The 23,305-nt window shown below is 38.6% G+C and carries 15 protein-coding genes and 1 pseudogene; 5 read left to right on the forward strand and 11 right to left on the reverse strand.

What is annotated here, in order from left to right; genetic code table 11:
- Positions 1–82: 82 nt before the first annotated feature.
- Positions 83–628 (forward strand): pyruvoyl-dependent arginine decarboxylase, encoded by a 546-nt coding sequence (locus MSBR3_RS01835; protein WP_048106041.1) that lies wholly within the window; start codon positions 83–85, stop codon positions 626–628.
- Positions 629–884: 256 nt separating this feature from the next.
- On the opposite strand, the gene MSBR3_RS01840 is transcribed toward MSBR3_RS01835, so the two are convergent.
- The 7 genes from MSBR3_RS01840 to tatC (MSBR3_RS01870) form a co-directional block, all read right to left on the reverse strand.
- Positions 885–3,128, reverse strand: a complete 2,244-nt coding sequence (locus tag MSBR3_RS01840; RefSeq protein ID WP_048106043.1) for a hypothetical protein — start codon at positions 3,126–3,128, stop codon at positions 885–887.
- Positions 3,129–3,223: 95 nt separating this feature from the next.
- A complete protein-coding gene (locus MSBR3_RS01845) occupies positions 3,224–3,808 on the reverse strand; it encodes a class I SAM-dependent methyltransferase (RefSeq protein WP_048106045.1) in 585 nt (194 codons plus the stop codon).
- A gap of 418 nt (positions 3,809–4,226) precedes the next feature.
- Positions 4,227–5,120, reverse strand: coding sequence for a lysylphosphatidylglycerol synthase transmembrane domain-containing protein (locus MSBR3_RS01850; RefSeq protein WP_048106047.1), 894 nt, complete (start codon positions 5,118–5,120; stop codon positions 4,227–4,229).
- Positions 5,098–6,039, reverse strand: a complete 942-nt coding sequence (locus MSBR3_RS01855; protein WP_048106049.1) for a glycosyltransferase family 2 protein — start codon at positions 6,037–6,039, stop codon at positions 5,098–5,100. Before MSBR3_RS01855 ends, MSBR3_RS01850 begins: the two co-directional genes overlap by 23 nt.
- Positions 6,040–7,195: 1,156 nt before the next feature.
- Positions 7,196–12,934 carry a DUF3320 domain-containing protein gene (locus tag MSBR3_RS01860; RefSeq protein WP_048106051.1) on the reverse strand — a complete coding sequence of 1,913 codons (5,739 nt, stop codon included), beginning with the start codon at positions 12,932–12,934 and terminating at the stop codon, positions 7,196–7,198.
- A 589-nt stretch (positions 12,935–13,523) separates the two neighbouring features.
- Positions 13,524–14,450: a DMT family transporter gene (locus MSBR3_RS01865; RefSeq protein WP_048106052.1), complete on the reverse strand. Its 927-nt coding sequence runs from the start codon at positions 14,448–14,450 to the stop codon at positions 13,524–13,526.
- Positions 14,451–14,920: 470 nt separating this feature from the next.
- Positions 14,921–15,706, reverse strand: coding sequence for a Sec-independent protein translocase TatC (gene tatC, locus MSBR3_RS01870; RefSeq protein ID WP_048106053.1), 786 nt, complete (start codon positions 15,704–15,706; stop codon positions 14,921–14,923).
- A gap of 828 nt (positions 15,707–16,534) precedes the next feature.
- On the opposite strand from tatC (MSBR3_RS01870), the gene tatC (MSBR3_RS01875) reads away from it, so the two are divergent.
- The 4 genes from tatC (MSBR3_RS01875) (at position 16,535) to MSBR3_RS01890 (ending at position 19,049) form a co-directional block, all read left to right on the forward strand.
- The gene (tatC, locus tag MSBR3_RS01875) at positions 16,535–17,317 is read left to right on the forward strand and encodes a twin-arginine translocase subunit TatC (protein ID WP_048109889.1); all 783 of its coding nucleotides are present in this window, start codon (positions 16,535–16,537) and stop codon (positions 17,315–17,317) included.
- A 129-nt stretch (positions 17,318–17,446) separates the two neighbouring features.
- Entirely contained in the window at positions 17,447–17,782 is a 336-nt protein-coding gene (locus MSBR3_RS21295; RefSeq protein WP_080942169.1) for a Sec-independent protein translocase subunit TatA/TatB, read from the forward strand.
- Positions 17,783–18,069: 287 nt separating this feature from the next.
- The gene (locus MSBR3_RS01885; RefSeq protein ID WP_048106054.1) at positions 18,070–18,375 is read left to right on the forward strand and encodes a twin-arginine translocase TatA/TatE family subunit; all 306 of its coding nucleotides are present in this window, start codon (positions 18,070–18,072) and stop codon (positions 18,373–18,375) included.
- A gap of 152 nt (positions 18,376–18,527) precedes the next feature.
- On the forward strand, positions 18,528–19,049 hold the full coding sequence (locus tag MSBR3_RS01890) for a Nudix hydrolase (RefSeq protein ID WP_048106055.1): 522 nt from the start codon (positions 18,528–18,530) through the stop codon (positions 19,047–19,049).
- Positions 19,050–19,311: 262 nt separating this feature from the next.
- Here MSBR3_RS01890 and amrS read toward each other — a convergent pair whose 3' ends face one another.
- The 4 genes and pseudogenes from amrS to MSBR3_RS01915 form a co-directional block, all read right to left on the reverse strand.
- Positions 19,312–20,376, reverse strand: a complete 1,065-nt coding sequence (amrS, locus tag MSBR3_RS01895) for an AmmeMemoRadiSam system radical SAM enzyme (RefSeq protein ID WP_048106056.1) — start codon at positions 20,374–20,376, stop codon at positions 19,312–19,314.
- Positions 20,377–20,687: 311 nt separating this feature from the next.
- A pseudogene (locus MSBR3_RS01905) lies at positions 20,688–21,011 on the reverse strand (PAS domain-containing protein); the annotation flags it as partial.
- A gap of 95 nt (positions 21,012–21,106) precedes the next feature.
- Entirely contained in the window at positions 21,107–21,382 is a 276-nt protein-coding gene (locus MSBR3_RS01910) for a PAS domain S-box protein (protein WP_155396656.1), read from the reverse strand.
- A gap of 264 nt (positions 21,383–21,646) precedes the next feature.
- Entirely contained in the window at positions 21,647–22,987 is a 1,341-nt protein-coding gene (locus MSBR3_RS01915) for an acetylserotonin O-methyltransferase (RefSeq protein WP_230627682.1), read from the reverse strand.
- Between the last annotated feature and the right edge of the window lie 318 nt (positions 22,988–23,305).

Raw genomic sequence — 23,305 nt, forward strand, 5'->3', positions numbered from 1 at the left:
GCTCTATGTGTATCATATGTGTATCGGTTACTCATACAATGGAAACCGCACAGCAAATGCATAAATTCCTTAAGGAGTTAACATGATCCCGAGAAAAGCATTTTTGACAAAGGGTACCGGGGTACACAAAGACCGATTAGCATCCTTTGAACTTGCACTACGAGCTGCAAGAATAGAGAAATACAATCTTGTAAGTGTTTCAAGTATTCTGCCTCCCAACTGCAAAATCGTACCCAGAGAAGAAGGACTTTTAGAGTTAAAACCCGGTGCCATTGTCCATTGTGTACTTGCAAGAAATGATACTAACGAGCCTCATCGTTTAATGGCTTCAGCCATAGGAACTGCGGTCCCTGTGAATGAAGAAAACTACGGGTACATTTCCGAACATCACTCTTTTGGAGAAGAAGAAATTATCGCAGGAGAATATGCTGAAGACCTGGCAGCTACAATGCTTGCGACTACACTTGGTATAGAATTTGATGCGGAAATGGCCTGGCATGAGAGAGAGCAGGTCTACAAGGCAAGCGGGCATATCTTTGATACTTTCCATATGTGCCAGACCGCAAACGGCGATAAGGATGGAAAATGGACTACGGTTGTAGCTGCAATGGTTTTCGTTACAAAATAAGCTACAAAATAAAAGATAATCACGCAAGATATTAATTAAAAAAATATTAATTAAAAAACAAGACATTAATTAAAAATAAATGAAGTGATTAAAAGAGAAAAAGTCGGTTAAAAAATAAGGTAAATAAATAAACTTGTTAAAAACTATGTTAAACACCTTTAATTGAGTTAAGGGGAAGAAGTCCCTGCTTTCCTGATTTCATAGAAGTGCAGGGTTAAAAAAGTTGCCCCGATTTCTCTAATATTTTTTGGTTTCTCTACACTGGGATTCTGTCCGATAGTTGCGCTCTTGATGATATATTCTCAGACGAGTCAATTAACTGAACTTTTTGAATTGCTATACTTAATCCTCTTGTATCATTATTTTTTAGCTCCGGAAAGTCACATGGTCTTTCAGCGCCTTCAGGTATATTCAAAACAATTGTATTCTTCCCCTTGTTTAAGGTAATCGGGATATTTACTGTGCTTAAATTAGCGTTGATAATTTGTTTACTCTGGAGAGTTTTGCCGTTATACACCTCGAGTGTTTTTGGTGAATGAAAACAGCATGTGCTAAGTTTTAATACTGCATTTTCAGCAACACCTGAATAAACCGATAAGGTAGCCTTGTTTGACATCCATCTGGTTATTGTGCCTCCCCAATTCTCCGGGTTATTCCATCCATCACCTAAAAGCATAAAGGGCCGGATTGTTTCATCTGGAACACTGTAAACAATAAGTTCGTCTTCGGCATATACATCAGGTTCGGTTTTAAGGGTCTTATTCAGTAAATCGCTTACAAAATCGAGCTGCTCACTGGACAATTGATCTTTGTGGACAATGACATACCTTATATTATAGGCATTCAAGACCGAAGCGCCTATCTCATTAACATCTTCCTGTAAAATGTCTTTGGTCCCAAGGGAATAATACTTCAATTCTTTAATAAGCGGGGTCTCTCTTTGAAATTTATTGACATTAGGTGGGTACCTTGCTGCATATCCACCGACAAGAGCTTTATTGTGAATTGTCTGATAGTACAGGTACTGAAAATCCATATATCCTGCGTTAGAGTTTTGCGGAACTTCCAGTACTGCGTAGTTATCCTTATCGTTACTAATTTTATGGTAAAAGTCAGGAACATTTACCTGCGTGGTCGGATACGGAATAGACAGGTATTCAAAAACTAGCAGGAAACCTACTATTGCAAAGATAAGTTTTTTTCTTTTGGGTTTATACTTCAATAATTCCGAAAAACCGTACCCTGCTAGGACGGAATACCCAAGGGTTGCAATAACAAAAAACCTGCCAACTGTCCTGCAGTTTTTCAGGAAAGGAATCGTATTGTATAGTATCTGATATGGAAGCTGAATTTTCAGGTTTGAGTCCGTGAAGGTAACTGCTCCGTTAAAGTGTAATATGGGTCCTAAGCTAATTATTGTAAAGAAAAATGTAGATATTAACCAGAACTTTATGTCAGGCTTTCTCTTTGATTTCAGGAGTGCAAGAGCTGAAAGCCCGAGAACAATATATCCTATAAAGTTCACTTTTTCAGCAAACCAGCTTGGTATACTGGAATATAAGTCTAAGGTAAACTGACCGAAAAACGAATGTAAATGCGAAGGCAGGAAAAAGCTCATCAAATCATTTGATAAGTTCGGAATCTCAGAGGCACTTGGCTTTAAGTAGTTCTGGTCCGAAAGAGCAATAAGTATCTCGTTAATGGTCAAAGGCAATACTCCGATAAAAGCGACCCCGCCAAAAAAGAAGTATTTTTCAATTATTTGTTTCATAGAATAAGTAAAATTTTTTCTGGCTTTTAGAGTCAGGTAAAAATCATAGAAAAATACCAATCCTGCAAAGATCCCCATAAAGACCAGATACTGCAGGTCGCTCATTGCTACCAGAACAAAAAAGATTCCTGCAACGATTGGGTTCTTGACCCCTTCTTCTTTAACTGTTTTCATGAGATACAGCGCACAGAAGGGTATCCACTCAACCGTCGCTGCTCCAAAAAAGTATAGTCCTCTGGAAAAATGGTATGGAGAAAATGCGAATACAATTCCTGCAATAAAGGCAGCATATTTATTGTCCGTAAGATATTTTACCAGGAAATACGAACCGATAGCTCCTATTATAAAAGTTAAGAGCCATAATATCGTGTATATGACGTGAAGTTCCAAAAAGGGTGACATCAATACGTAGAGAATTTGATTGAAGGCTGATGAAAAGGGCATTGATTCTATCCCATTCGGATAAAAAAGAAGATTGTCGTGCGTCAAAGCCGCTAAATCAGTTTCCTTTATTGCTATTTTTGTGTACCATAAGATTCTCATCCACTGAAACGAATCCGCTCCCGTTCCAGGAATATCGGTTTTTATCTTAAAAAAGACAGGATAAGTAAGAATAATTGTCAAAAGAGTATATGAGATTCCTACTAGAGAAAACTCCCTTAAGTTGTTAAAGTATTTATTCTTAAAATTTCGATTTTTTTCCGGGTTAGATGTTATTCTTATTTCCATGAAATTATCTCCCGTCTTTCTGAACATTTATCATTTATTTTTTAAAGTAAATCTAAAATAATAAGTGAATATTAATAAAAAGTAAATGTTAATACTTATTTTTTGCACAGAGCCATAGTCCAGGGAAATGGTCTTCGAACTTCCAGCACATCGAAATAGGTATCTATTAAACTCACGAACTTTCCTGAACTCCAATTCTGGACATGTTCAGGGTCATTCCCCAGACGTGCTAAGTTTTTACCCCTAAAAAAGTTCATTGCACGGAAATAAGGTTCATTGGGAACACTAAGAATACAGTAATTTTTAGTTATTCGTCTTATTTCCCGAAGAGCTAAATCAGGTCTTTCAAGATGTTCCAGTACTTCGGTTGCTATAACAAGATCAAAACTATTTTCTTTAAACGAAATTTCATATATGCTGCCTGAACAAAATTCACACTCTGGATTTTTCTCCTTTGCAATTCTCAAAGCATTTCTGGAGATATCAACGCCTGTTATTTTCGGGTAATCAAGGCAATTAATAACAAATCCTTCCCCACAGCCTATATCAATAACACTGTTTATATTTTTCAAAGTAGCGGAAGTTTCCTTTAAGTTATTCATAAAATTGGATATCACTATACCCATCAGCGGATTTTTAGAGTTGTATTTTTTGTAATTTCTACTCTGGTTCTGGTCCATCTAGCCACACCTATATTAAAATGCGTTTTTAGTTTTATTTCTTCTTAATATTCAGTTTTAATTTTTTATTCTTAATAGCCCGGTTATTTTGAATTTTTGTCAGTTACTTTGACTTAATTCTTAATATTCGTATTCAACCTATCCATCCTCAACGTCTGTCTTTAATTCGTCAATTCCGTCTTTAATTCCCTAACTCTATCCTTAATATCTATTCTTAGTATCTGTCTTTAATTTCTCAATATTTGTCTTTAATTCCTCAATATTTGTCTTTAATTCCTCATATCCACTCTTAATATCTGTTCTCAATATTCTTTCTTAATATCCTTTTTCGATATTCTTATTCAATTCCCTTTTTCAGTATTTTTCCTTAACACGTTCTCGATACCCTTTTTATAACAGTTCAATCTGTCTTGAAATTTTAGGGCTTTTTTCTTAAAGTGAGCATGAACCCAAATACTGCTGGTAATAGTGTAGTTAAGAGATATAGAACTATAGAGCAGGAAAATCCATATGCAGAACTTTCATTCAACAACTTGAATATAGTGACGCTTACAAATTCTCTAACTCCAAATCCTGATATTGAAATTGGAAAATTTCCCAAAACTACTACTATTGGAAGGGAAAATGTCAACAAACCGTTTAATTCGGGATTTAAGGATTTTATAACTATCCAGTATACAAGTAGATTCAGTAAATAATATACAAGAGTTAATGCAGAAACAGAAAAAATAGCTTTTTTATTTCGAGTAATCTCTTTTATCGTTTTAATATAATTTTCTTTGAATTCGCTTTTTTTAGAAAATAACCCGAAAATAAGAGTTACGACCTTTTCATTTGTGATAACGAACATGCCAGTGATAAAAATCATTATCATCGGCGTCATTATATAGATTAAATTTCTATCTTTGAAAAAGAAAACTATGGATAGTACACTTAAAACCAGAAGACAGATCATATCTATAACTCTGTCCATTACTACGGTTGGTATGCTTCTGGAGCTCTCAGCATCTAAGTAAAAAGCTCTTGAAACTTCTCCTGCCCTGCCTGGAGTAAGAGCTCCGTAAAAATTACCTATCAATATTATTTCAAGTGATCGTTTTACCGGGATTTGAACATTTATACAACTGAGCAGAACCTGCCATTTTATACCTTTCATCAGGTACATCAGAACAATAAAAGGTAATGAGAGAGAAAGCAATGCCAGATTCATCTGGGTAAAAGTCTCGTAAATTGTCCGCAGGTCAAGTTTGGCTATAAGGTAAAGCATTAAACCCGAAGTGACAACGATTTTACATGCTGTTTTCCAGTTCATAACTATCGTACTTTATAATATAGTCATCATTGTTTCTCGAATTTGTGATCAGTTCTCCTATAAGGCCAAGGGATATAAATTGAGCTCCAAGAACCGTGATTAATATGCTCAACATCAACAGAGGTCTGTCTCCTATCCTGATGCCTCTGAGCCATAAAGAGACAAGATGCAGGTTTATGATTACTGCTGAGAATATTAATAAGAGTCCTATACCTCCAAAGATATGAAGGGGTCTTTTCTTGTATAGGTTCAAGAACGTGACTGTAATCAGATCCAGAAAGCCTTTAAAAAGCCTTTCAACTCCGTATTTTGATTTTCCATGGACTCTGGGATGGTGTTCGACTTCGATTTCTCCAACAGTGTATCCTCTCCAGTGAGCTAGAGCTGGAATATAGCGATGAAATTCTCCATATAGTCTTACATTTTTTACGACATAGTTTCTATAACCTTTGAATCCACAGTTGAAGTCATGAATTTTGACTCCTGTAATACATCGAGTCAATGCATTGAAGAACTTTGAAGGAATAGTCTTTGAAATAGGGTCCTGTCGTTTACTCTTCCAGCCTGAAACCATATCATATTCTTCTAATTTTTCAAAAAATCTCGGGATTTCTTTAGGGTCGTCCTGTAGATCTCCGTCCATAGTAATAACAAAATCTCCCTGTGATTTCTTGAACCCGCAGGAGAGAGCCGCAGCTTTTCCATAATTCCTCTGAAATCCTACAATCTTAACTCTATTATCCTTAATTGCCTTTAACTTCTTTAAAGTATCATCTATAGACCCATCATCTACGAAAATGATCTCAGATGTCTTTCCAAGTCTGGAAAGAACTACATTCAATTGATTATATAATTCCCCTACGTTTTCTCCTTCATTGAAAACCGGGATTACAATTGAGAGATCCAGTTTATCGGACATTTACCGTTTTCTCCTAAACAGTGTTTCACTTCATCAATAAAATTGCAACTTAAGGAATTCAGAAACTATGCGAATATCCATCAGATTTTAATTTAGAGCTAGTTTTAATATAGAGGAAAATTTGATTTAAGATTGGAAACGAATTGAAATAAAACCTTTCTTATAACTGTATTTTTAAGCTAAATGTATTTTTAAGCCGAGCCAAATTCTTTATAAAATTTATTACAGTAATGGCACGGAGGCTCACGAATACCCAACCTTAAGGCCGAGGATGAGTGAACCCTTTCCTCTTTGTTTTTTTCTTTAAATATCTAAACCATATCTTCCTTTATAGAGATCTAAGCCATATCTTCCTTTATAGAGATCTAAGCCATATCTTCCTTTATAGAGATCTAAGCCATATCTTCCTTTATAGAGATCTAAGCCATATCTTCCTTTTATAGAGATAGTAAATCGGATAGAAAACCGAGGTCAAAATTTCAATCACTGATATTAAAGAAACTTTGTTAAAGGGTACTTATCATTTGTCTCCAAGTAATAGGGCGGGCATCCTGAAGCATACATCATCCTTAACGAGGGTGACCGCTTGCAATTTGATTTTTGCGTTTTCAAACTAATTTATCTATTATCTCCGAAGCTTCTTGTTCTATAAAATAAACCTAAATAAAGATTACTGGTGTAAAAACAATCTTTAACTTTACTAAAAGTATCTCATTGAAATTATCTAAAAAGAAATAAAATTACTCTCATATAAAAGTTAAGATTTAATTATAATCTTATAAAATTATTTTTGCTAAAATAATATCTTCGGTTATTGAAACAAGGTTTTACATTCGATTATCGAGTCAAGTTTGATGTCGGAAAATTGTAAAGCATATAAAAAATAACAAAGTAGAGAAAAACGAAAAATTAGAAATATGAAAAAGAAATGAGAATATGAAAAAGAAATGAGAAATATAAACATTAAATCAAAATACATTAAGTTAAAACATTAAGTTAGAACATTAAGTTAAAACATTAAATCAAAACATTAAATCGAAACATTAAATCGAAACATTAAATCGAAGCATGGAAATAGGAATAGAAAATAGAACGGAAAATGAAACGGCAATGAAATAGATAATAAGCTTTTTAAAAACAATAGGCTCTAGAAATTTCAATTTTCTGAAAGACTTGCTTTATTCAAAAAATAAATCATTTCATTAGGCATGAGAGTTAGTTCCTCATTTTTGATTCCTGTCTGTACAAGCTTTTCGATTCGTTCCTTTGTGTTTTTACGTGTGGTTTTTATCCCTAGCACTCTAGAAGTCTGGACAATAAGATCTTCAAGAGGAGTTGAGTACTGGTTATATAGCACAAAACGGATAGCTTCTTTTATTTCCTCGTCACAGATCCACTCGATTTTTGCAGATTCTTCTCCCTCACGCCTGCGCAGAAGGCAGGCAGGTTTTGAAACCGGCCAGTAGAACTCACCTTTGACCCTGATTTTTCCAGAACTTTCGGCAAGAGCTGCAACATCAACTATGCGCTGCTTGATTTTTCCGAGCATACGGGAAACTCCTGTATCCGATTTTATTCGCTGCTGCAGGAGTTGCGCGTGAATGGGACCTTCACACGCTACAATTCGCAGAATTGCCTCTTCAAGCTGCTTATCCGAAACCTCAGAAAGATCACTGGTTTTCGTAAGTCCTGAGGAAAGACAGGCCTGGTAAAGAGGTACGGAAGCTTCAAGTGAACTGATTTTCCCGGACAGCTTTTCATCCTCTTTTTTTGAATTATCCGGTTCAGACTTTTCTCCTGGAATTTCCAGGATTTCGACAATTCCAGGCCCTGTATTACAGGCTCTGAGTTCTAAGGAGCTTCCGATACCAGGTTTTTTAGAGAATTTTCCTGTTTTTTCAGTCGGGATTAAAGATAGGGGTGTCTTTGGAGTTCTGGCTTCGGTTTCAAACATATGTCCGAGAGCAGGCTCATTTAACCGGGTTTCAGTTCTCCTTTTTATGTCGCGCTCAATTGCAGGCTCGGCTTCATGCTCACTTTGAGTTTCTGAGTCCCATGTCCCTGGGTAACTGTTATCTCCATCTGCATAATCCTCTTCTTCGAATTCCGGCTCGGATTCAAAATAGTTTTCTGAGCCGTAAATGTACGCAAACTCATTAAGTCGCCTGCGTTTTTTCTTCTTTTCACGGACTGCACTGAAGTCGATCTCAGGATAAGCCTGATAAAAACTCATTTTTTCAGGTTCTGGCTCAGGTATCAGTTTGGCTTTATTTCCCTTATAGCGGGAATCTACACTGAACTTGAGGATCTTTGATTTTTTTAATCTTCTTACAGGCTTCTTGCAGGAGTTTTCATCGGCTACCAGAGCCATTGATCTGGCTCTTATATCCATTTCTGGCAGGAAATCTATATCTGAAGCTGTAAGTCCTTCCTCCAGTTTAAAAACTGGATAAGGCTCTTCAGCTTCGACTTCAAAGGAGGGCTCTGGAAGAAGTTCAGCATCAAAAGTTTCCGAAAAACAGGCTCTATTATAAAATTGATTTTCAAACTCATCCGCACCTTCGAATTCATCCCCATCTTCGAATTCATCCGCACCTTCGAATTCATCTCCATCTTTACTCTCCACACTCATTGCAGGCAAAGCAGGAACCGGGGATAAACCCTGATTTGCAGGATAACTGGAAAATTTTCCGGAAGGTCTGCCTGCAGGACTTCGGTTCACACACTCAGCCCAGGCAGAAGGATCTTTAATCCTTGAAGTTCCGGATACGATATCGTTTTTTGCCTGCACTTTTGCCTGTTTTACGGTCATTTTCACAGCCTTAAGCAGCTTTTCCCTGCTCTCTTTCGGATGTAAGTACCAGTCCGTTGACCAGATCCGGTAAATCTTCCAGCCCAGCTCTTCAAGTACCTGCTGGCGCAGGCGGTCGCGGTCCCGTGCGACATGCAGGGAATAATAGCTTGCTCCATCGCACTCAATTCCAAGCAAGTACCTCCCTGGATGGGATGGGTCAGGGACTGCAAGGTCAAGTTTGTAACCCGCACAGCCGATATGCCTGTGGACTTCGCAGCCGTTTTCTGCCAGGAAATCGTAAACTGCCTCTTCAAAAGGTGAACCGAGTTTTTCTCTGAGGTATGCAGGTAAGGGAAGCCTGCCGCTCTCTGCAAACTCAAGGAAGGCTTTAAAGGCCCGAAGCCCGAAAGGTGAGTTTTCATCCAGTTTCAGGTCCCTTGATGTAAAATTTGCAAAAACAACGCATTTTTCCCTGGCCCTTGTAATAAGAACATTCAGACGCCTTTCTCCTCCATCACGATTAAGAGGGCCGAAGTTAAGTGAAAGCTTTCGGTTGCCGTCAAAGCCAAAACCTACACTCAACAATATAATGTCCCTTTCATCGCCCTGGATGGTCTCAAGATTCTTAACAAAGAAGTGTTCACCTTTTCCGTTTCCAGAATTAAGATCAAGTCCAGGATTTTCTTTAAGTAGAGCCTCAATTTCTTTCTGAATAGCTTCCTGCTGCTTTATATTGAAAGTCCCGACACCAAGGCTTTTATCAGGATATCTGCTCAATTGTTCAAAAACTGCCCTTGCAACAGCTCTTGCCTCTACCCGGTTTACCCCACTTTTGCCTCTATCATAAAACGCATCCGGAAGATGTATAAATTTCAGCCCGAGCTTTTCGTCTTTTTGCATGGGAGAGGGATAAACATAGAGACGGTTATCATAAAACTCCTGGTTTGAGATTGCAATCAGGGACTCATGCCTGCTCCTGTAGTGCCAGCGCAGGGTCTTTACCGGAAAACTGCGTTTGCACACATTCAGGATACTCTCCATATCCCCGGCTGTAACACAGTCATCAGGCTCACTTTCCGGAGAATCAAGTATGGTATCAAAAAATTCGGTTGGGGGAAGTTGTTTTGAATCCCCCATTACCACGACCTGCTTTCCGCGCAGGAGAGCTCCAACTGCATCTTCGGGTCTGACCTGGCTGGCTTCATCAAAAATAATCACATCAAAACGGGTGCTTCTGGGATCAAGGTACTGGGCAATGGAGAGTGGACTCATCAGGAAACATGGCTTGATTTTTTGGATCAGGTCGCCTGCCTTTTTCATAAGGGTACGGATAGGCATATGTCCCCTCTTCCTGTTGAACTCATTAAGCAAAATGCCCGCTTCCGAGGCTCTTGACGCGCCTGAGGCCAATTTTGGGGTTTCTTTATAAGCCGAACATGTTATCCTTTTTCTGTTTTCCAGAAGGACCTTTTTGTCAAGTTTTCTGAACTTGTCAAGTTTGCCTTCGTGGAGTTCCCGGATAAAAGTTGAAAGTGCAGGTCTCTCTCTGAAGGCGTGATTCAGCAGGCTCTCTGCGTAGTTGCCTTCAAAAGCAGGAATTGCATCACAAACTTCGAGTTTTTCGGATTCAAGGTCTTCAATTATCAGGGCTGCCTTTGTTTCCAGACAGGCCTGCCTGTAACCAAGATACTGGCTCCATAGCACCAGGGAAGATGTCTCGTTTTTCCAGCTGGTTACCTGGGTTTTTAACGAATTTAGATTTGCAGTTTCCAGGCCTTTTGGATACATTTTTCCAAAATCTGCACCTATGCGAGTTCCAACTCTTTTAAATGCTTCCAGAAACTCCTGCGTTGCGGTCAGTACATGATCGGCTGCAGACTCGATGGTCAGGCTGTCAATTCCGGTTTCTAAAAGTCTGAAACTCCTATCTGTGAGGGTGCCTTCTTTCAAGTACTGCCGGAAAAGAATTGTCCATTGGCTGTACTCGTCCAATAGGGCAGGATCGCTTTCAAAACCTTTCCAGTAATCTCCAAAGTACTTCTTCCCTTCTGTACCTGAACTTTCAAGTTCAAGCCTGAGAGTTTTATATTCGGAAAGGCTGTTCAGGTCAAGCAGGATTTTACTATCCCAGAAAGGCACTCTTGAGATATAACAGGCTGAAATCTCTTTTTTGAGCTTCCTATACTTCGGATTTAAAAGTTTGAGAAGACTACCGGAAAGCTCCTCGAACTCAGGGGTATCAAGGTTGTAGATCTCAGGGCGAAAAGTTTTGTCCACAAAAGTTTTGAGCTCAAGGTATTTTCTGAGTTTCGAAACCAGAGCTTCGGATTCGATTTTTGAGTTCTCGGGATCCCATCTCGAATTCTGAAGAATTTTCTCAGGCAAGGGTTTTGAGTTTCCGAGGAATTTTGCAGCATTAATTACATTTGCAATTCCCTCGAGAGTATTGGGCTTTGAGGTTGCGGAAAGGTCATTAAGGGTTTTCATAGCTGCTTCGAGGGCCTCAGAAGCTGTAGCGCATTCGTCTGTAAAAGTTTCGATTTCTCCCAGATCCGAGGGCAGTACAAGCCCTGGATTGCAGCCGTACCACAGGTTTTCCCGGATAGGCCCAAGAAAAGGAAGTATCTGGCTTAATTTTTCCAGAACAGCTTCTGCATTGGCCCAGGCTTCAGGATCCCAGTTTTCAGGTTCTTGAAATTTATATAAGGGCATTTTCAGGCCTTTTGATTCAAAATAGGCCTTTGTCTTTTCCCTTATACCATAGAGAGTATAGACACTTGGGTAGATTTTTCCAGCAGGTTCTCCAAGGGACAGTGCATACTGGTTAAGCTCATGTTTTAGCTTTTCGAGTTCATTGATGTCCCTGTCAGGACGTACTGGGGCAGGAGCTTCGCGGTTCAGGGTCTTTTCCAGTTCTTCAAGTACGGCTTTTTTACGGGTCTGGTTGCTGTGAATCTCCAGGCAGAGTTCTCCAAGGCCGGCAGAGTCCAGCCTGCTTTTTACAACCTGAAGGGCAGCCATTTTTTCACTTACGAAAAGTACGCTTTTCCCCTGAGCTATAAGTTCTGCAATTGTATTTGCAATCGTCTGGGACTTGCCGGTTCCTGGAGGCCCTTCAACAACAAGGTTTTTTCCGGCTTTCACATCTTCAATGACTGCAATTTGGGAAGAATCGGCATCCATTATCTGGTAAGTGTCCTTTGCTGGAAGTTTCAGGTCAACTTCTTCTTCCAGGAAACCGGAAACCTCATATTTGGGATCTTCAGGATTGAAGACTTTTTGGATCAATGGATGGTCGGCAGGAGATATATCTTCAGGCCAGGTTGCAGGGTCCAGATCCTTATACATAACAAATTTCTTAAAATTAAAAAGATCAAGGCAGATCTCAGGCAGGAGCTTCCAGTCTCTCTTTCCATGGATTTCTCTGGATACAGCCCTGAAATATCCTTCGACTCCTGCAGCATCTTCAGGCATTTCAAATTCAGGAAGCTCGATTCCAACCTCTTTAATTTTTGCCTGGAGAGTAATTGAAGTGAAAATTTCGTCTCCTGTCCACTGTATACTGAAAATTCGGCCTTTTCCTATGCGTTTGAGTTCAACGGGAATAAGAAGCAGAGGGGCTTTCGTGACTTTTATAGCCGATCTGCTGTCGCTCCACTGCAAAAAGCCCAGCGCAAGATAGAGCACAGGATATCCCTGTTCTTCAAATATGGAGTTTGCCTGGTTAAAAACATAAAAAAGCTTTTTATCAAGGATCTCGCTATCATCTGGGGTTTCCAGAAAAGTTTCGGAGCGGGAAGTCTGAGGTTTATCTTCCGAGACAAGAATATTTCCTATTGTTTTCAAAAGCCGTTTTTCCTTTTCTGAGGCTTCATCTTCAACCTCATTTTCAGGTTTTCTGCCTTTTTTTAACTGGGCTGTTGCCCTGAACCTCATTGATTTTTCCTGAAGAACAAAGAGCGCGTAAATTTCCTCTGGCTTCCTACCTGTAATCGAGATGGTCCTCTTCTGGGAAGGGCGGTAATTGAGAAGATTATTTCGAAGGGACAGATCAAGCAAATTCTGCCTAAGGGTTTCCAATTCCTTAACTACGTCTACCATAAGAATACCAGGCACTTTTGAAACAATTAGTGAAATATATGAAACATTTAAGACTAATAGAACAAAGATTACTTATTAATAAATTTTATTCTTTCCAGCCGGAAACAGAGCTATGAATAAAGAAAAAAATACAACCCGGATGGCAGAGAGATCTTTTAAGGATGACTTACTTAAGAATAACATCTTTAAGAATCTTTTTTTGTTATATTTGAAAACTATTTCTCTACTATTAGAGCCTTTCTAAAAATTACGATTATTCTTATTTTCGTTATATTTCAGCCTTCTTGGGTGAAACTGTCAACGCAACCGCTGGGCCGCAACCGTTGACCCGCAACCGTTGACCCGAAACCGTTGCGCCGGTTTGTCACGCCTATAGGGTTTGGGGATAAGTTCCTCAAATCCAAATGTTACTGGGTTTTCGCTCAAGCCTTTTTTGAAAAGGCTTGTTTTTGAAAAGGCTTGTTTTTGAAAAGGCTTGTTTTTGAAAAGGCTTGTTTTTGAAAAGACTTGTTTTTGAAAAGGCTTGTTTTGAAAAAGACTGCTGTACTCAGACGTTTACTTTACTTTACTTTTCCCCGCTTCCGGTAAGCTAAGGGATTGCAGGCAGTTTTTCCTTAAAAACGGGTTCGTTTTCGGTTTTGTTTTCTTCCTCCAGGCTTGCCAGGAAAGAGCTGGAAAGGATAAGGACACAGCCAAATAGGGTTTCAATGGATATGGGATCTTTTAAGAGTAGGTATGCGAAAAAAATCGCACTTACGGGTTCAAGCAGGGAAAGTATGCTTGCATTCTGGGCTTTGACGTGTAAAAGCCCTGTAAAGAAAAGAATAGAACCCACTGAAGTGATTGTTATTCCTAAAAAGAGGAGAATAGGCAGATTTTGAACAAGGGTTGTAATTGGTGCCTGTTTTGCAAAAGGAAGCAACAATAAAAGCATTACTATGGTTGAGATAAAAAGTTGTTCCAAACCTGAGTACTCGTTCCTGAGAGAACGTGAGGTGATGGTAACGCAGGCATAAAAAAGGCCTGAAAAAAGGCCCATAAGTACCCCATAAAGATATGCTGGCTCAATTCCCGGTCCAGAAACAAGGTTTTCAGGACCGATTACCATTACTACACCCGCAAGAGAAAGAACAAGGGCAAGAAGGCTCTTTTTGTTATGCTTTTCCTTTAAAAAGACAGGGGCGAGAAGTAAAACGTAAAACGGAGCCGTATAGAGCAGAAGTACGGATATTGAGACATTAGTAAACCCTACAGCCATGTAATAAGAAATCATTGCGCCTGCGTTGAAGGCTCCAAGCATTATCAAGGTTTTTCTTTTTCCCCGGAGCCTGATTCCTGACAGTTTTCCGGTAACTGCCAGATAACCTGCAAGTGCAAGAAGCCCGAAAAGAAGCTGATAAAATACAACAGTTCCTGCGGCCATGTTCTTTACATACATGAAAAAAATTCCTGAAAATCCGTAGATAACGGATGCGGCAATTATCTGGATATTTGCTTTTATGTGCTGCGGCTCCATGACATCTTCAAATAAGGGTTTCTGTTAAATAAGATTATCTTGAGTATATTGAAAGTAATATCCAGATAATCGGACTATTAGCAGTCGGCATTCTGTGAATAGTAGTCCAGAAACAGTAAAAACGTTTATAAAATTGATCTTGACAAAATTGATCTTGATAAAATTGATCTTGATAAATTGATCTTGATAAAATTGATCTTGATAAATTGATCTTGATAATCTTAAGTGCTCTCAAAACAGAATAATAAACGGATAAGCAAGTGCGGAAAAGAATAATGAGAGGCGTGTTTGGGTTATTTTTTAACCTTCATCGCATCACTCAAACACGCCCGTGATTCTCATCCCGAATACGCATCATTCTAATTATCTTTTGCTATTCTATTACTTTTTCTTCTTTCTTCTTTTTTAGTTTCTTCTTTTAGTTCCTTCTTTTAGTTTCTTCTTTTAGTTTCTTCTTTTAGTTTCTTCTTTTAGTTCCTTCTAGTAATTCCTACTGCAGTTACTGACGGGTCGGGCCTGGAAAGCTTGTTTTTTACTCCAATTAACCTTACAATTATCATACTTATCTCAAAGAAAATCACCATGGGTACTGCAACCATCATCTGACTGAAGACATCTGCTCCAGGAGTAACTACGGCTGCGATAAATACGACAAGGACATAAATATGCTTGCGGTAAGTCACAAGAGTACTATATTTTACAAACCCATTTCGAGTAAGGAAAGTAAGCACTATAGGAAGTTCAAAGACCAGACCAAAGACTGCTGTAGTTGTTGCGATAAATGAAATAAATTTAAAAACCGAATAAGTCGCAGTCACCCCTGAGTCTGCTGCGTCCATGTAGAGGAACTTAAGAAAGAGAGGCAGCATGAGGAAATAAGAATACGAAGCCCCAAGGGCGAACATGATAATGACCGCTAAACTCAGGAAAATAAACTGACCTTTTCCAATGGATATCGGAACTTTGATTGAGTACCGTTTCGAGATTGCCCTATAAACATAGAATGCAACAATAGGCAGAGTGACGAGAATTCCTATTATAATAGAGAGCTTCAGCTCCAGCATCATTACCTCAAGGGGAGATACATACACCAGTTTTGCGCCCTCAGGGAGAAGATCAACCTTCATTCTCTCGATCAGAGGACCGGTAAACTGGAAAGAGAGAATAATGCCTGTGATAAGGACCCCAGCAATCACAAGTAACTTATTTCGCAGGGTCAGCAGAATTGCACTGAGATTTTCAATCGCTTCAGACATAATGAATACCTATCCGGAAAAGCAAAAGAAAGTTATTTTTCCTATTTAAAGGAATTCTTATTCACCGCACTGGGGTATATTCATGCAGAGATTTATTAATCAATCAACTTTCTTTTTACCTATTTTGTTTTTTCGATTCAGGTTTTTTTTCGGCTCTTTTCATGGAATCCTTCAAATTTTCCTCAGACTTCAAACGATTCAGGAGACTCAATTGATGAAAGTCACGAAATACGAGTACGGAACCAGTGGGTTCAGGTATCGAGAACCGGGAAATAGCAGTTGATTTTAATAGATTGTAGTATTTATTACGAGTATATTATATTAATTATCTTAATTCGTTTAAGTAGTCATTAGTTAATTCTCTTAATTTATTCATATTCTCATAAATTAATTGCCTTAGTTTACTTATATAACCATTAATTAATTATCTAAATTCGTTTAAGTACTTGTTACAACTAAATTTATATTAATTGAATAACTATTATATATAAATTATTTTAATTAAGCCATATTAATTAAAAGAATGTATTAAACAGATTCTTCTAATCTGGTTTAATTTAATCATTTTAATTAACTATATAATCATTTTAAGTTATTGCGTTATTAATGACTCAGTGCCATAAATGCTCAGGTATGCAACTCTCAAATATGCAATTCTCAAGTATGCAAATATATAGTAGAAAGATATTCTGAAGAGGGATCATAAAATGGATTGTGAAGATCTCTTACATCAGGAAATCAAAATACCTCCTAAGAGTTGCAGATTTACATTTTATATTATGTTCCGATATTAATATATTTACCTATATACATGTAAGAGCGGAAAAAATGAACTCACAGCACACAGGCAACGGAACAACAGCTTCTACCGGAAAAAACTCGGGGATTAACTCTTATACTTCCGGTGTCCCAGGAGATACCGAAGAACCTCTCATGGTCCACCTGTTAGAGCTCAGAAACCGGCTGGCAATAGTTTTGATCTGGCTCTGTCTGGGAATAATTATCGCTTTCCCGTTTTCAGCAAAAGGGATGTTAATTGTCTGGAAGGAATTTATAAATACTGACCTTTACATGACAGCTTACTCACCTCTAGAATGGACCTTTGCTCGCCTCAAGCTCTGCTTCGTTTTTGCTCTGGGTACTTCAATCCCATTGCTCTTCTACCAGCTTTACAGGTTCACAGGCAAAGGACTTTATCCACATGAGAAGCGCTTTTTCCTCAAGGTCATTCCTGCATCTTTCCTGCTTTTCATTTTTGGGGCCTCTATAGGTTACTTTATCGTCTTGCCTATTATGTTCAAATATATTCTATTTTATTCTGGGGACATGGCTACAGCGCAGCTTTCCGTTCAGGATACTCTCTCAGCAGTAACCACAATCCTGTCAGGTTTCGGAATCGTGTTCCAGCTTCCCTTGCTTGTGGTTTTTGCTGTGAAGATGGGGCTTGTAGAATACCAGACTCTTAAAAGGCAGAGAGTACTGGTCTACAGTGTGATTATGGCAGTTTCACTATTCCTTTCACCTGATCCTACATTTATTGCCCAGATCGTTGTGGCGTTTTTACTGGGAGTTCTTTTTGAGTTCAGCCTGTTACTTATCCGGCTATTTTGAGAGTCAATTTGCCTATTTATGGGATTCTTTATTTTTAAAAACAGGCGTTTTTAAAAGAATCTCCGAATAGGTCATTTCACCGATCTTATTACAAGAACTTTTATATTTGATTGTTGATAATAACCAACAATGATAGGCACACAGGAATTAATAGTAATTCTTATTGTAGCTCTCTTCCTCTTTGGGCCCAAGAAGCTTCCTGAGCTTGCACGATCTTTAGGAAGTGCAATGGGAGAATTTAAAAAGGCACAGCGCGCTTCTGAGCTTGAGCTCGATCAATTCGATGCCTACACCAGAAAGGCTGCGAATATAGTTGCTTCTGAGGGAAAAGAGAAAGAGAAGGAACAAAAGGATATTCCAAGCAGCAACAACGAAATAAAAACCGATACGGAGCCGAAAACCGATACGGGATTGAAAATCGGTACAGAGTTAAAAAACGACACAGATCTGGAAAATAAGCCTTAAACCGGAAAATCTGTCCCTGAACAGGAAGAGCCCCGGAAAATCTGAAATCCAGGGTCAAGTCGGGATAAAGGAGATAAATCTTAGTAGAAGACTAAAACGGAAGAATTCAATAAAAAGAAGCAAAATAAAAACAATTATATATAAAATCTCCAAAATAGTAATCAAAAATAGAAACTTTATATAACATAAAAAATCTTAGCTTAATTTATAGATATTTACAATTTTCAGATCATTATCACCTGCTGGATTATATTTGTTTAAGAAAACGAAAAGCTTGAGGTTAAGCCATGATAGGCACACAAGAACTTATAATGATTTTCGCAGTAGTTGTACTCCTTTTCGGGGCAACTAAACTTCCGGAGCTGGCCAGGTCCATGGGAAGTTCAGTGGGCGAGTTCAAGAAAGCTCAGAAGGAATCCGAACTAAACCTTAAGGAATTTGAAAAATCCATAACAGAACCTATAGCTCCAAAGAGTAAGGTACAGGAAACTGCCCAGAAACTCGGGATTGACATAAGAGGCAAGACCGACGATCAGCTTCTGGATCTTATCCAGAAATCCGCAGAAAAGCCAAAAGAGGTTTCAGAGCCCTGAAAATCCTGAAAAGTTAACTTCTTTTTTCTTTTCATGGCATTATTCCAGGTTTAACCTTTTTAGTGAAGCCTGTCATTTTTATTTCAACCGAAATTTTTATTTTTTGTCACATCCGAATAGGATAGTGAAACAACTTAAATAGGAGTGCTTTTGTGACAGAGCTAATCACTGAAGTTGACAAAAACGATAACTATCTTCGGCTGCGCGAACGAGAAGAGTTTTATTCGGGAATGCATATTCACAGGGCTGCCCAACTTATCCTTCTCAACCCTGAAAATAAGATGCTTATCCAGAAAAGGTCGCCTCAAAAACGCTGGTTTCCGAGCCGCTATACATACTCGGTAAGCGGTACTGTGGCAAATGAATCTTACGAAGCCTGTATGGAGCGGGAAATGCTTGAAGAAATCGGAATCTCGGTTCCATTTCGAAAGTTATTTAAAATTTCTTGCATCGTCGAAAACAAAGGAGCCTTCCACACGGTATTTTCAGGCCTTTGTTCTGAAAAAACTGCAAGCTTAATTCGGCCTGACCCGGAAGAAGCCGTATCCGTAGAATGGATCGAACTTGATGAACTGCATAAGGCCGTCAAAATTGAGCCTGAGAAATATACGCCTTCTCTGCGGGCTGGAATTCTAAAAATTTTCCAGGAAGGATACGAAAAATATATTTTTTGAGACTAATAGAAGTTCTCCTTATAGAGAATCCTGTTAGTTCAGTAGAGAACCCTGTTAGTTCAGTAGAGAACCCTGTTAGTTCAGTAGAGAACCCTGTTAGTTCAGTAGAGAATCCTATTAGTTCAGTAGAGAATCTTTATTGGTTCAGTAGAGAATCCTATTATTCAGTAGAGAATCTTTATTGGTTCAGTAGCAAATACCTAACTTGTACATTTGCGATTTTTCCCTGAATTTCTTTTCTTACATGGCAAGTACTTCAGGCTTAATACTCGTGTTCATCCGTTACCTGTTTTGAGCCTCCGTACTCACCTACAATTGGAATATGTTCTCCACACATCGGACAGGTTTTCTCAGGCGTGATCTCATATTTTTCAATATCGAAATAGCCACGCCTGATCAGCATTTTTCCGCAGTTCGGGCAGAAAGTGTTGTTGCGGTCACTGCCAGGGACGTTGCCCATGTAAACATATTTTATCCCTTCTTCGGTTGCAATTTTACAGGCTTCCTGCATTGTTTTGACAGGCGTCGGTGAGAGGTTTTGCATTTTGTACTGGGGATGGAAACGGGTAAAATGTAGGGGGGTATCAGGCCCCAGATTTTTATACATCCATTTTGAAAGTTCCCTTAACTCATCAAGGGAATCGTTTACATCTGGAATAATGAGGTTCGTAATCTCAACATGGATTCCAAGTTGCTTTGCAAGGGTAGAAGCCTCGAGTACAGGAGCGAGTTTTGCACTGGCGACATCGTGATAAAACTTTTCGTTGAATGCCTTGATATCAATATTGGCAGCATCCAGATACGGCGCTATATTCCTGAGGGCTTCAGGTGTCATATATCCGTTTGTCACGTATACGGTCCCAAGCCCTGCCTCTTTTGCCAGTTTTGCACATTCGTAAGTATACTCATGCCAGATTGTGGGCTCATTATAGGTCCAGGCAATTGAGCTTGAGCGTGAGAGGAGTGCCCTTTGAATAAGTTCGTCAGATGGAATATCCATTGTATAAGCATCTTCCAGGCATGCCTGGGAAATAGACCAGTTCTGGCAGTGTTTGCAGCGGAAATTGCATCCTATTGATCCGACTGAGTAAACATAAGAACCCGGGTAAAAGTGATAAAGAGGCTTTTTTTCTATTGGATCAACTGCTTCGCTTGAAACAGTCTCGTAGATAAGGGTATATAGTTCTCCGTCCCTGTTTTCGCGGACTCCGCAAAAGCCTCTTTTTCCCTGGGAAATTTTACAACTCTGGGCGCAGAGATTGCAGTGTACTTTATTGTCTCCTATTTTCTCGTAAAACATAGCTTCTTTTATCACATCTATCCCCATTAGAAATTGTTTTACAGCATAATAACGTTACTGTTTCATATTTTCCAATTCTGAAAGAGGATAATAAGTTTATCGATAATTTTGTTCTGCTTGTCTGATCTGAAATAATGCGATCTTAAACAGTCCGATTTGAAACCAATCTGATTTGAAATAATCCGATCTGAAACAATACGATCTAAAACAATGCAATCGAGTAATATTATGCCTTGATTCCATTTTTTGCCCAGAAAAAACAGCATTTATAATTTATTTTCCACTTTGAACCTTATGCTAAACTTGGTTTCGTTTTTTCGCTTCAATTCGATTTCGCCTTACAGTTGATTAACCAGAATGCTTACCAGCTGTAGGCCAAGGGTTTTGGGAGTTTCAAAGTTAATCCCATAGAAATTTTGTATAAGAGAGCGGTATTTCATTTCACTCGCTTCAACCTTTTCCAGTGTACATTTCCATTCTGTAATGTCTTTCATCGCACCAATGGTCCGATAAACTTCTCCCTCGTCATTTGTTAGCCAGACGCCCCGAATTTCCATGTAGATATATCTTCCGTCTTTTCTTCTGAACCTGAACTCCATCTGAACTCTTGCTTTTCTCCTTAGGAATTTCTCCAGACTTTTTGTTGTTTTGTCCCTATCTTCAGGATGGAGGTGTTATATCCAGAGTAATTTATCAAAATTTTTGAGTTCTTCCGGAGAGTAACCTGTTACTTCCCATAGCTCCTGCCCATTCTACCTCATGCGTATCGAGCCTGATCAAATACTAGCTGCCCTGTCTGCTCGGCTGCTGTGCGGTACCTTTCCTCACTTTTTTGCAGGTTTTTGCTTGCAAGCTTTTGTTCTGTTATATCTTTTACGACTCCGGTGATCCTGCTTATACTTCCTCTTGAGTCCAGTATATAGGTTCCGTTTTCTTCAAGATAGGCATAATCACCGCTCTTTTTTTTGACACTCAAATTCACAGATAAACTCTGTATTTTATGGGCAAGATGCCTGGTTAAATAAGTACTTATAAAGTTAAAACAAGTTTTCTGATGTTTTCTAAATTCGGTTTACTGTAAGCCAATAAGTTAGATTATATTCATGATAGTTAATAGTTATCTCTATAGGAAATAAAGGCGAAGGTAATTTCTAAGATATATAATTAACAATTTTATATTTAACAATATCTAGTTGATCACGTCATTAATTAATATATAACTAATATGGTAATGATAATCATAAAATGCCAATTAATGGAAAAAGATAACTGAAAAAAATAGTAATTGAGGCAAAATTCAGGTTATTTTCCGTGCAAACACAATCCTTGAGCCGTCTATCATGTCAAGAGCACGGAAGACTTCAAGCCCGTAATTGCCAAGCAGCCCTATATATTCATTAAAGGGAACGCTGTTTTCGAAACTGTAGCCTGATCTCCCTTTTTTCACACCTTCAAAAGTCCAGAGGTTCCAGTCAAGACTGAGAAGCGGGTTTGATTTCATTTTCTCGTCAGGCATCTGCCTGGTTACGAAAATGCCTCCTGGATTTAATGCTTCAGCTATCTTGGGGATAAGGGAAGGAACTTTTCCTCCGGGGTTAAAGGAAGAAAAGATAAGGTCATAGTTACTTCCTATTTCATCTTTAAAAAAATCCCCCTGGATTGTATCTACTCTTGAAGCTCCGTATTTCTCTATGAAATATCTTGTTTCTGCAGTAACAGGAGGAAGGTCGAAAACAAAAGCCTGAAGGTCTTTGTTAAGCTTTGAAAAAGCGACTGCATAAAGCCCGTGCCCTCCCCCGATGTCAAGCAGCCTTTTGACGTTTGTAAAATCAATGTTTTCCGTGACAACCTTTATAGTTTCCTGAAGCAGGCCACAACGTGCGTTTTCAGCCATGCAGTGGACAATTTCTCCAAAAAAAGGTCCTTTTTCGACAATGTCAGGTCCCTGTTTTAGAATCTGAGGAAGGCGAGCCCAGCGTTCAACATTTCGGACCCTTTCGGCAAGGTAATGCTGCTGAGAAAACGGAGAACTTTCCAGGAGATAAGTCGCACTGAGTTCCGAGACAAGGTATACTGCTCCACCATTATTTATTTCTTTATCAGTGTTCTCGGATCCGGTTTCGGATTTTCCTTTTTCTTGACCGGCTACTGGATCTGTTTTTACAACCTGAGCCTTTTCTTCTTCCTTATCCATCCCTTCCTCAAATCTATCAAGGAATCCGAGACTGTGAAGAGCTTCACAGAAATAAGGCATGAGCAGAGGATCACAGCCAAGCTTTTCAGCCAGGTTCCTTGCTGACAAAGGAGTATTAAGCGCTTCAAATACTCCGAGCTCAAGAGCCGAGGCAATCAGACTGTACTCTTTTAAACCCTGAATTGAAGAATCGATAAACTTGAAAAAGCGATCAAAATCAATCTCAGGCTTTTGAAATAATTCCTCAGCTTTTTCAGCATTACTGCCGTCTTTAATTTCGATTCCGACACTTAACTGGCTTTTTACTTCTTCCGTATCTTCATTTTGTTTATTGAATCTCGGATTTGTTTCTTTATTTTGTGTACTAGGTTCTGTTCCGGGTTCTGTTTGTTGCTTATGAACTTCCTTGTCAGATTCTGCTTTGTTTCCAATTTGAGTTTCCATTTCCTGGCTCCTGATTCTTACTTTCCGCATACTACTCTGATTCTTATCAGTCTGACACTAATTTCTAAAATATAGTAATATTTTATATGGTTAAAGCTTTATCTTATAACAAAATTAGTAAACATTGTTAACTAAGTGTACTACTCATGAAAAAAGACTTATTACTCAAAAATGAAGGATAGTTGTTTCACACTAAGATTAAAATAAAAATAAAAAAAATAAAGAAAATGAACATGATATTCTTTGAATAACATGCACAACCAATGAAAGTGCTTGCAGATGGCAGCACTTTCATGCTAAATAACTAAAAAACAAAAA

The organism is Methanosarcina barkeri 3, from assembly GCF_000970305.1.
Taxonomy (GTDB): domain Archaea; phylum Halobacteriota; class Methanosarcinia; order Methanosarcinales; family Methanosarcinaceae; genus Methanosarcina; species Methanosarcina barkeri_A.

Excerpts from the sequence above, each read along its gene's own strand:
- MSBR3_RS01835 (WP_048106041.1), top strand. The coding sequence starts at position 83 with ATGATCCCGAGAAAAGCATTTTTGACAAAGGGTACCGGGGTACACAAA.
- MSBR3_RS01840 (WP_048106043.1), bottom strand. The coding sequence starts at position 3,128 with ATGGAAATAAGAATAACATCTAACCCGGAAAAAAATCGAAATTTTAAG.
- MSBR3_RS01845 (WP_048106045.1), bottom strand. The coding sequence starts at position 3,808 with ATGGACCAGAACCAGAGTAGAAATTACAAAAAATACAACTCTAAAAAT.
- MSBR3_RS01850 (WP_048106047.1), bottom strand. The coding sequence starts at position 5,120 with ATGAACTGGAAAACAGCATGTAAAATCGTTGTCACTTCGGGTTTAATG.
- MSBR3_RS01855 (WP_048106049.1), bottom strand. The coding sequence starts at position 6,039 with ATGTCCGATAAACTGGATCTCTCAATTGTAATCCCGGTTTTCAATGAA.
- MSBR3_RS01860 (WP_048106051.1), bottom strand. The coding sequence starts at position 12,934 with ATGGTAGACGTAGTTAAGGAATTGGAAACCCTTAGGCAGAATTTGCTT.
- MSBR3_RS01865 (WP_048106052.1), bottom strand. The coding sequence starts at position 14,450 with ATGGAGCCGCAGCACATAAAAGCAAATATCCAGATAATTGCCGCATCC.
- tatC (WP_048106053.1), bottom strand. The coding sequence starts at position 15,706 with ATGTCTGAAGCGATTGAAAATCTCAGTGCAATTCTGCTGACCCTGCGA.
- tatC (WP_048109889.1), top strand. The coding sequence starts at position 16,535 with ATGAACTCACAGCACACAGGCAACGGAACAACAGCTTCTACCGGAAAA.
- MSBR3_RS21295 (WP_080942169.1), top strand. The coding sequence starts at position 17,447 with ATGATAGGCACACAGGAATTAATAGTAATTCTTATTGTAGCTCTCTTC.
- MSBR3_RS01885 (WP_048106054.1), top strand. The coding sequence starts at position 18,070 with ATGATAGGCACACAAGAACTTATAATGATTTTCGCAGTAGTTGTACTC.
- amrS (WP_048106056.1), bottom strand. The coding sequence starts at position 20,376 with ATGGGGATAGATGTGATAAAAGAAGCTATGTTTTACGAGAAAATAGGA.
- MSBR3_RS01915 (WP_230627682.1), bottom strand. The coding sequence starts at position 22,987 with ATGGAAACTCAAATTGGAAACAAAGCAGAATCTGACAAGGAAGTTCAT.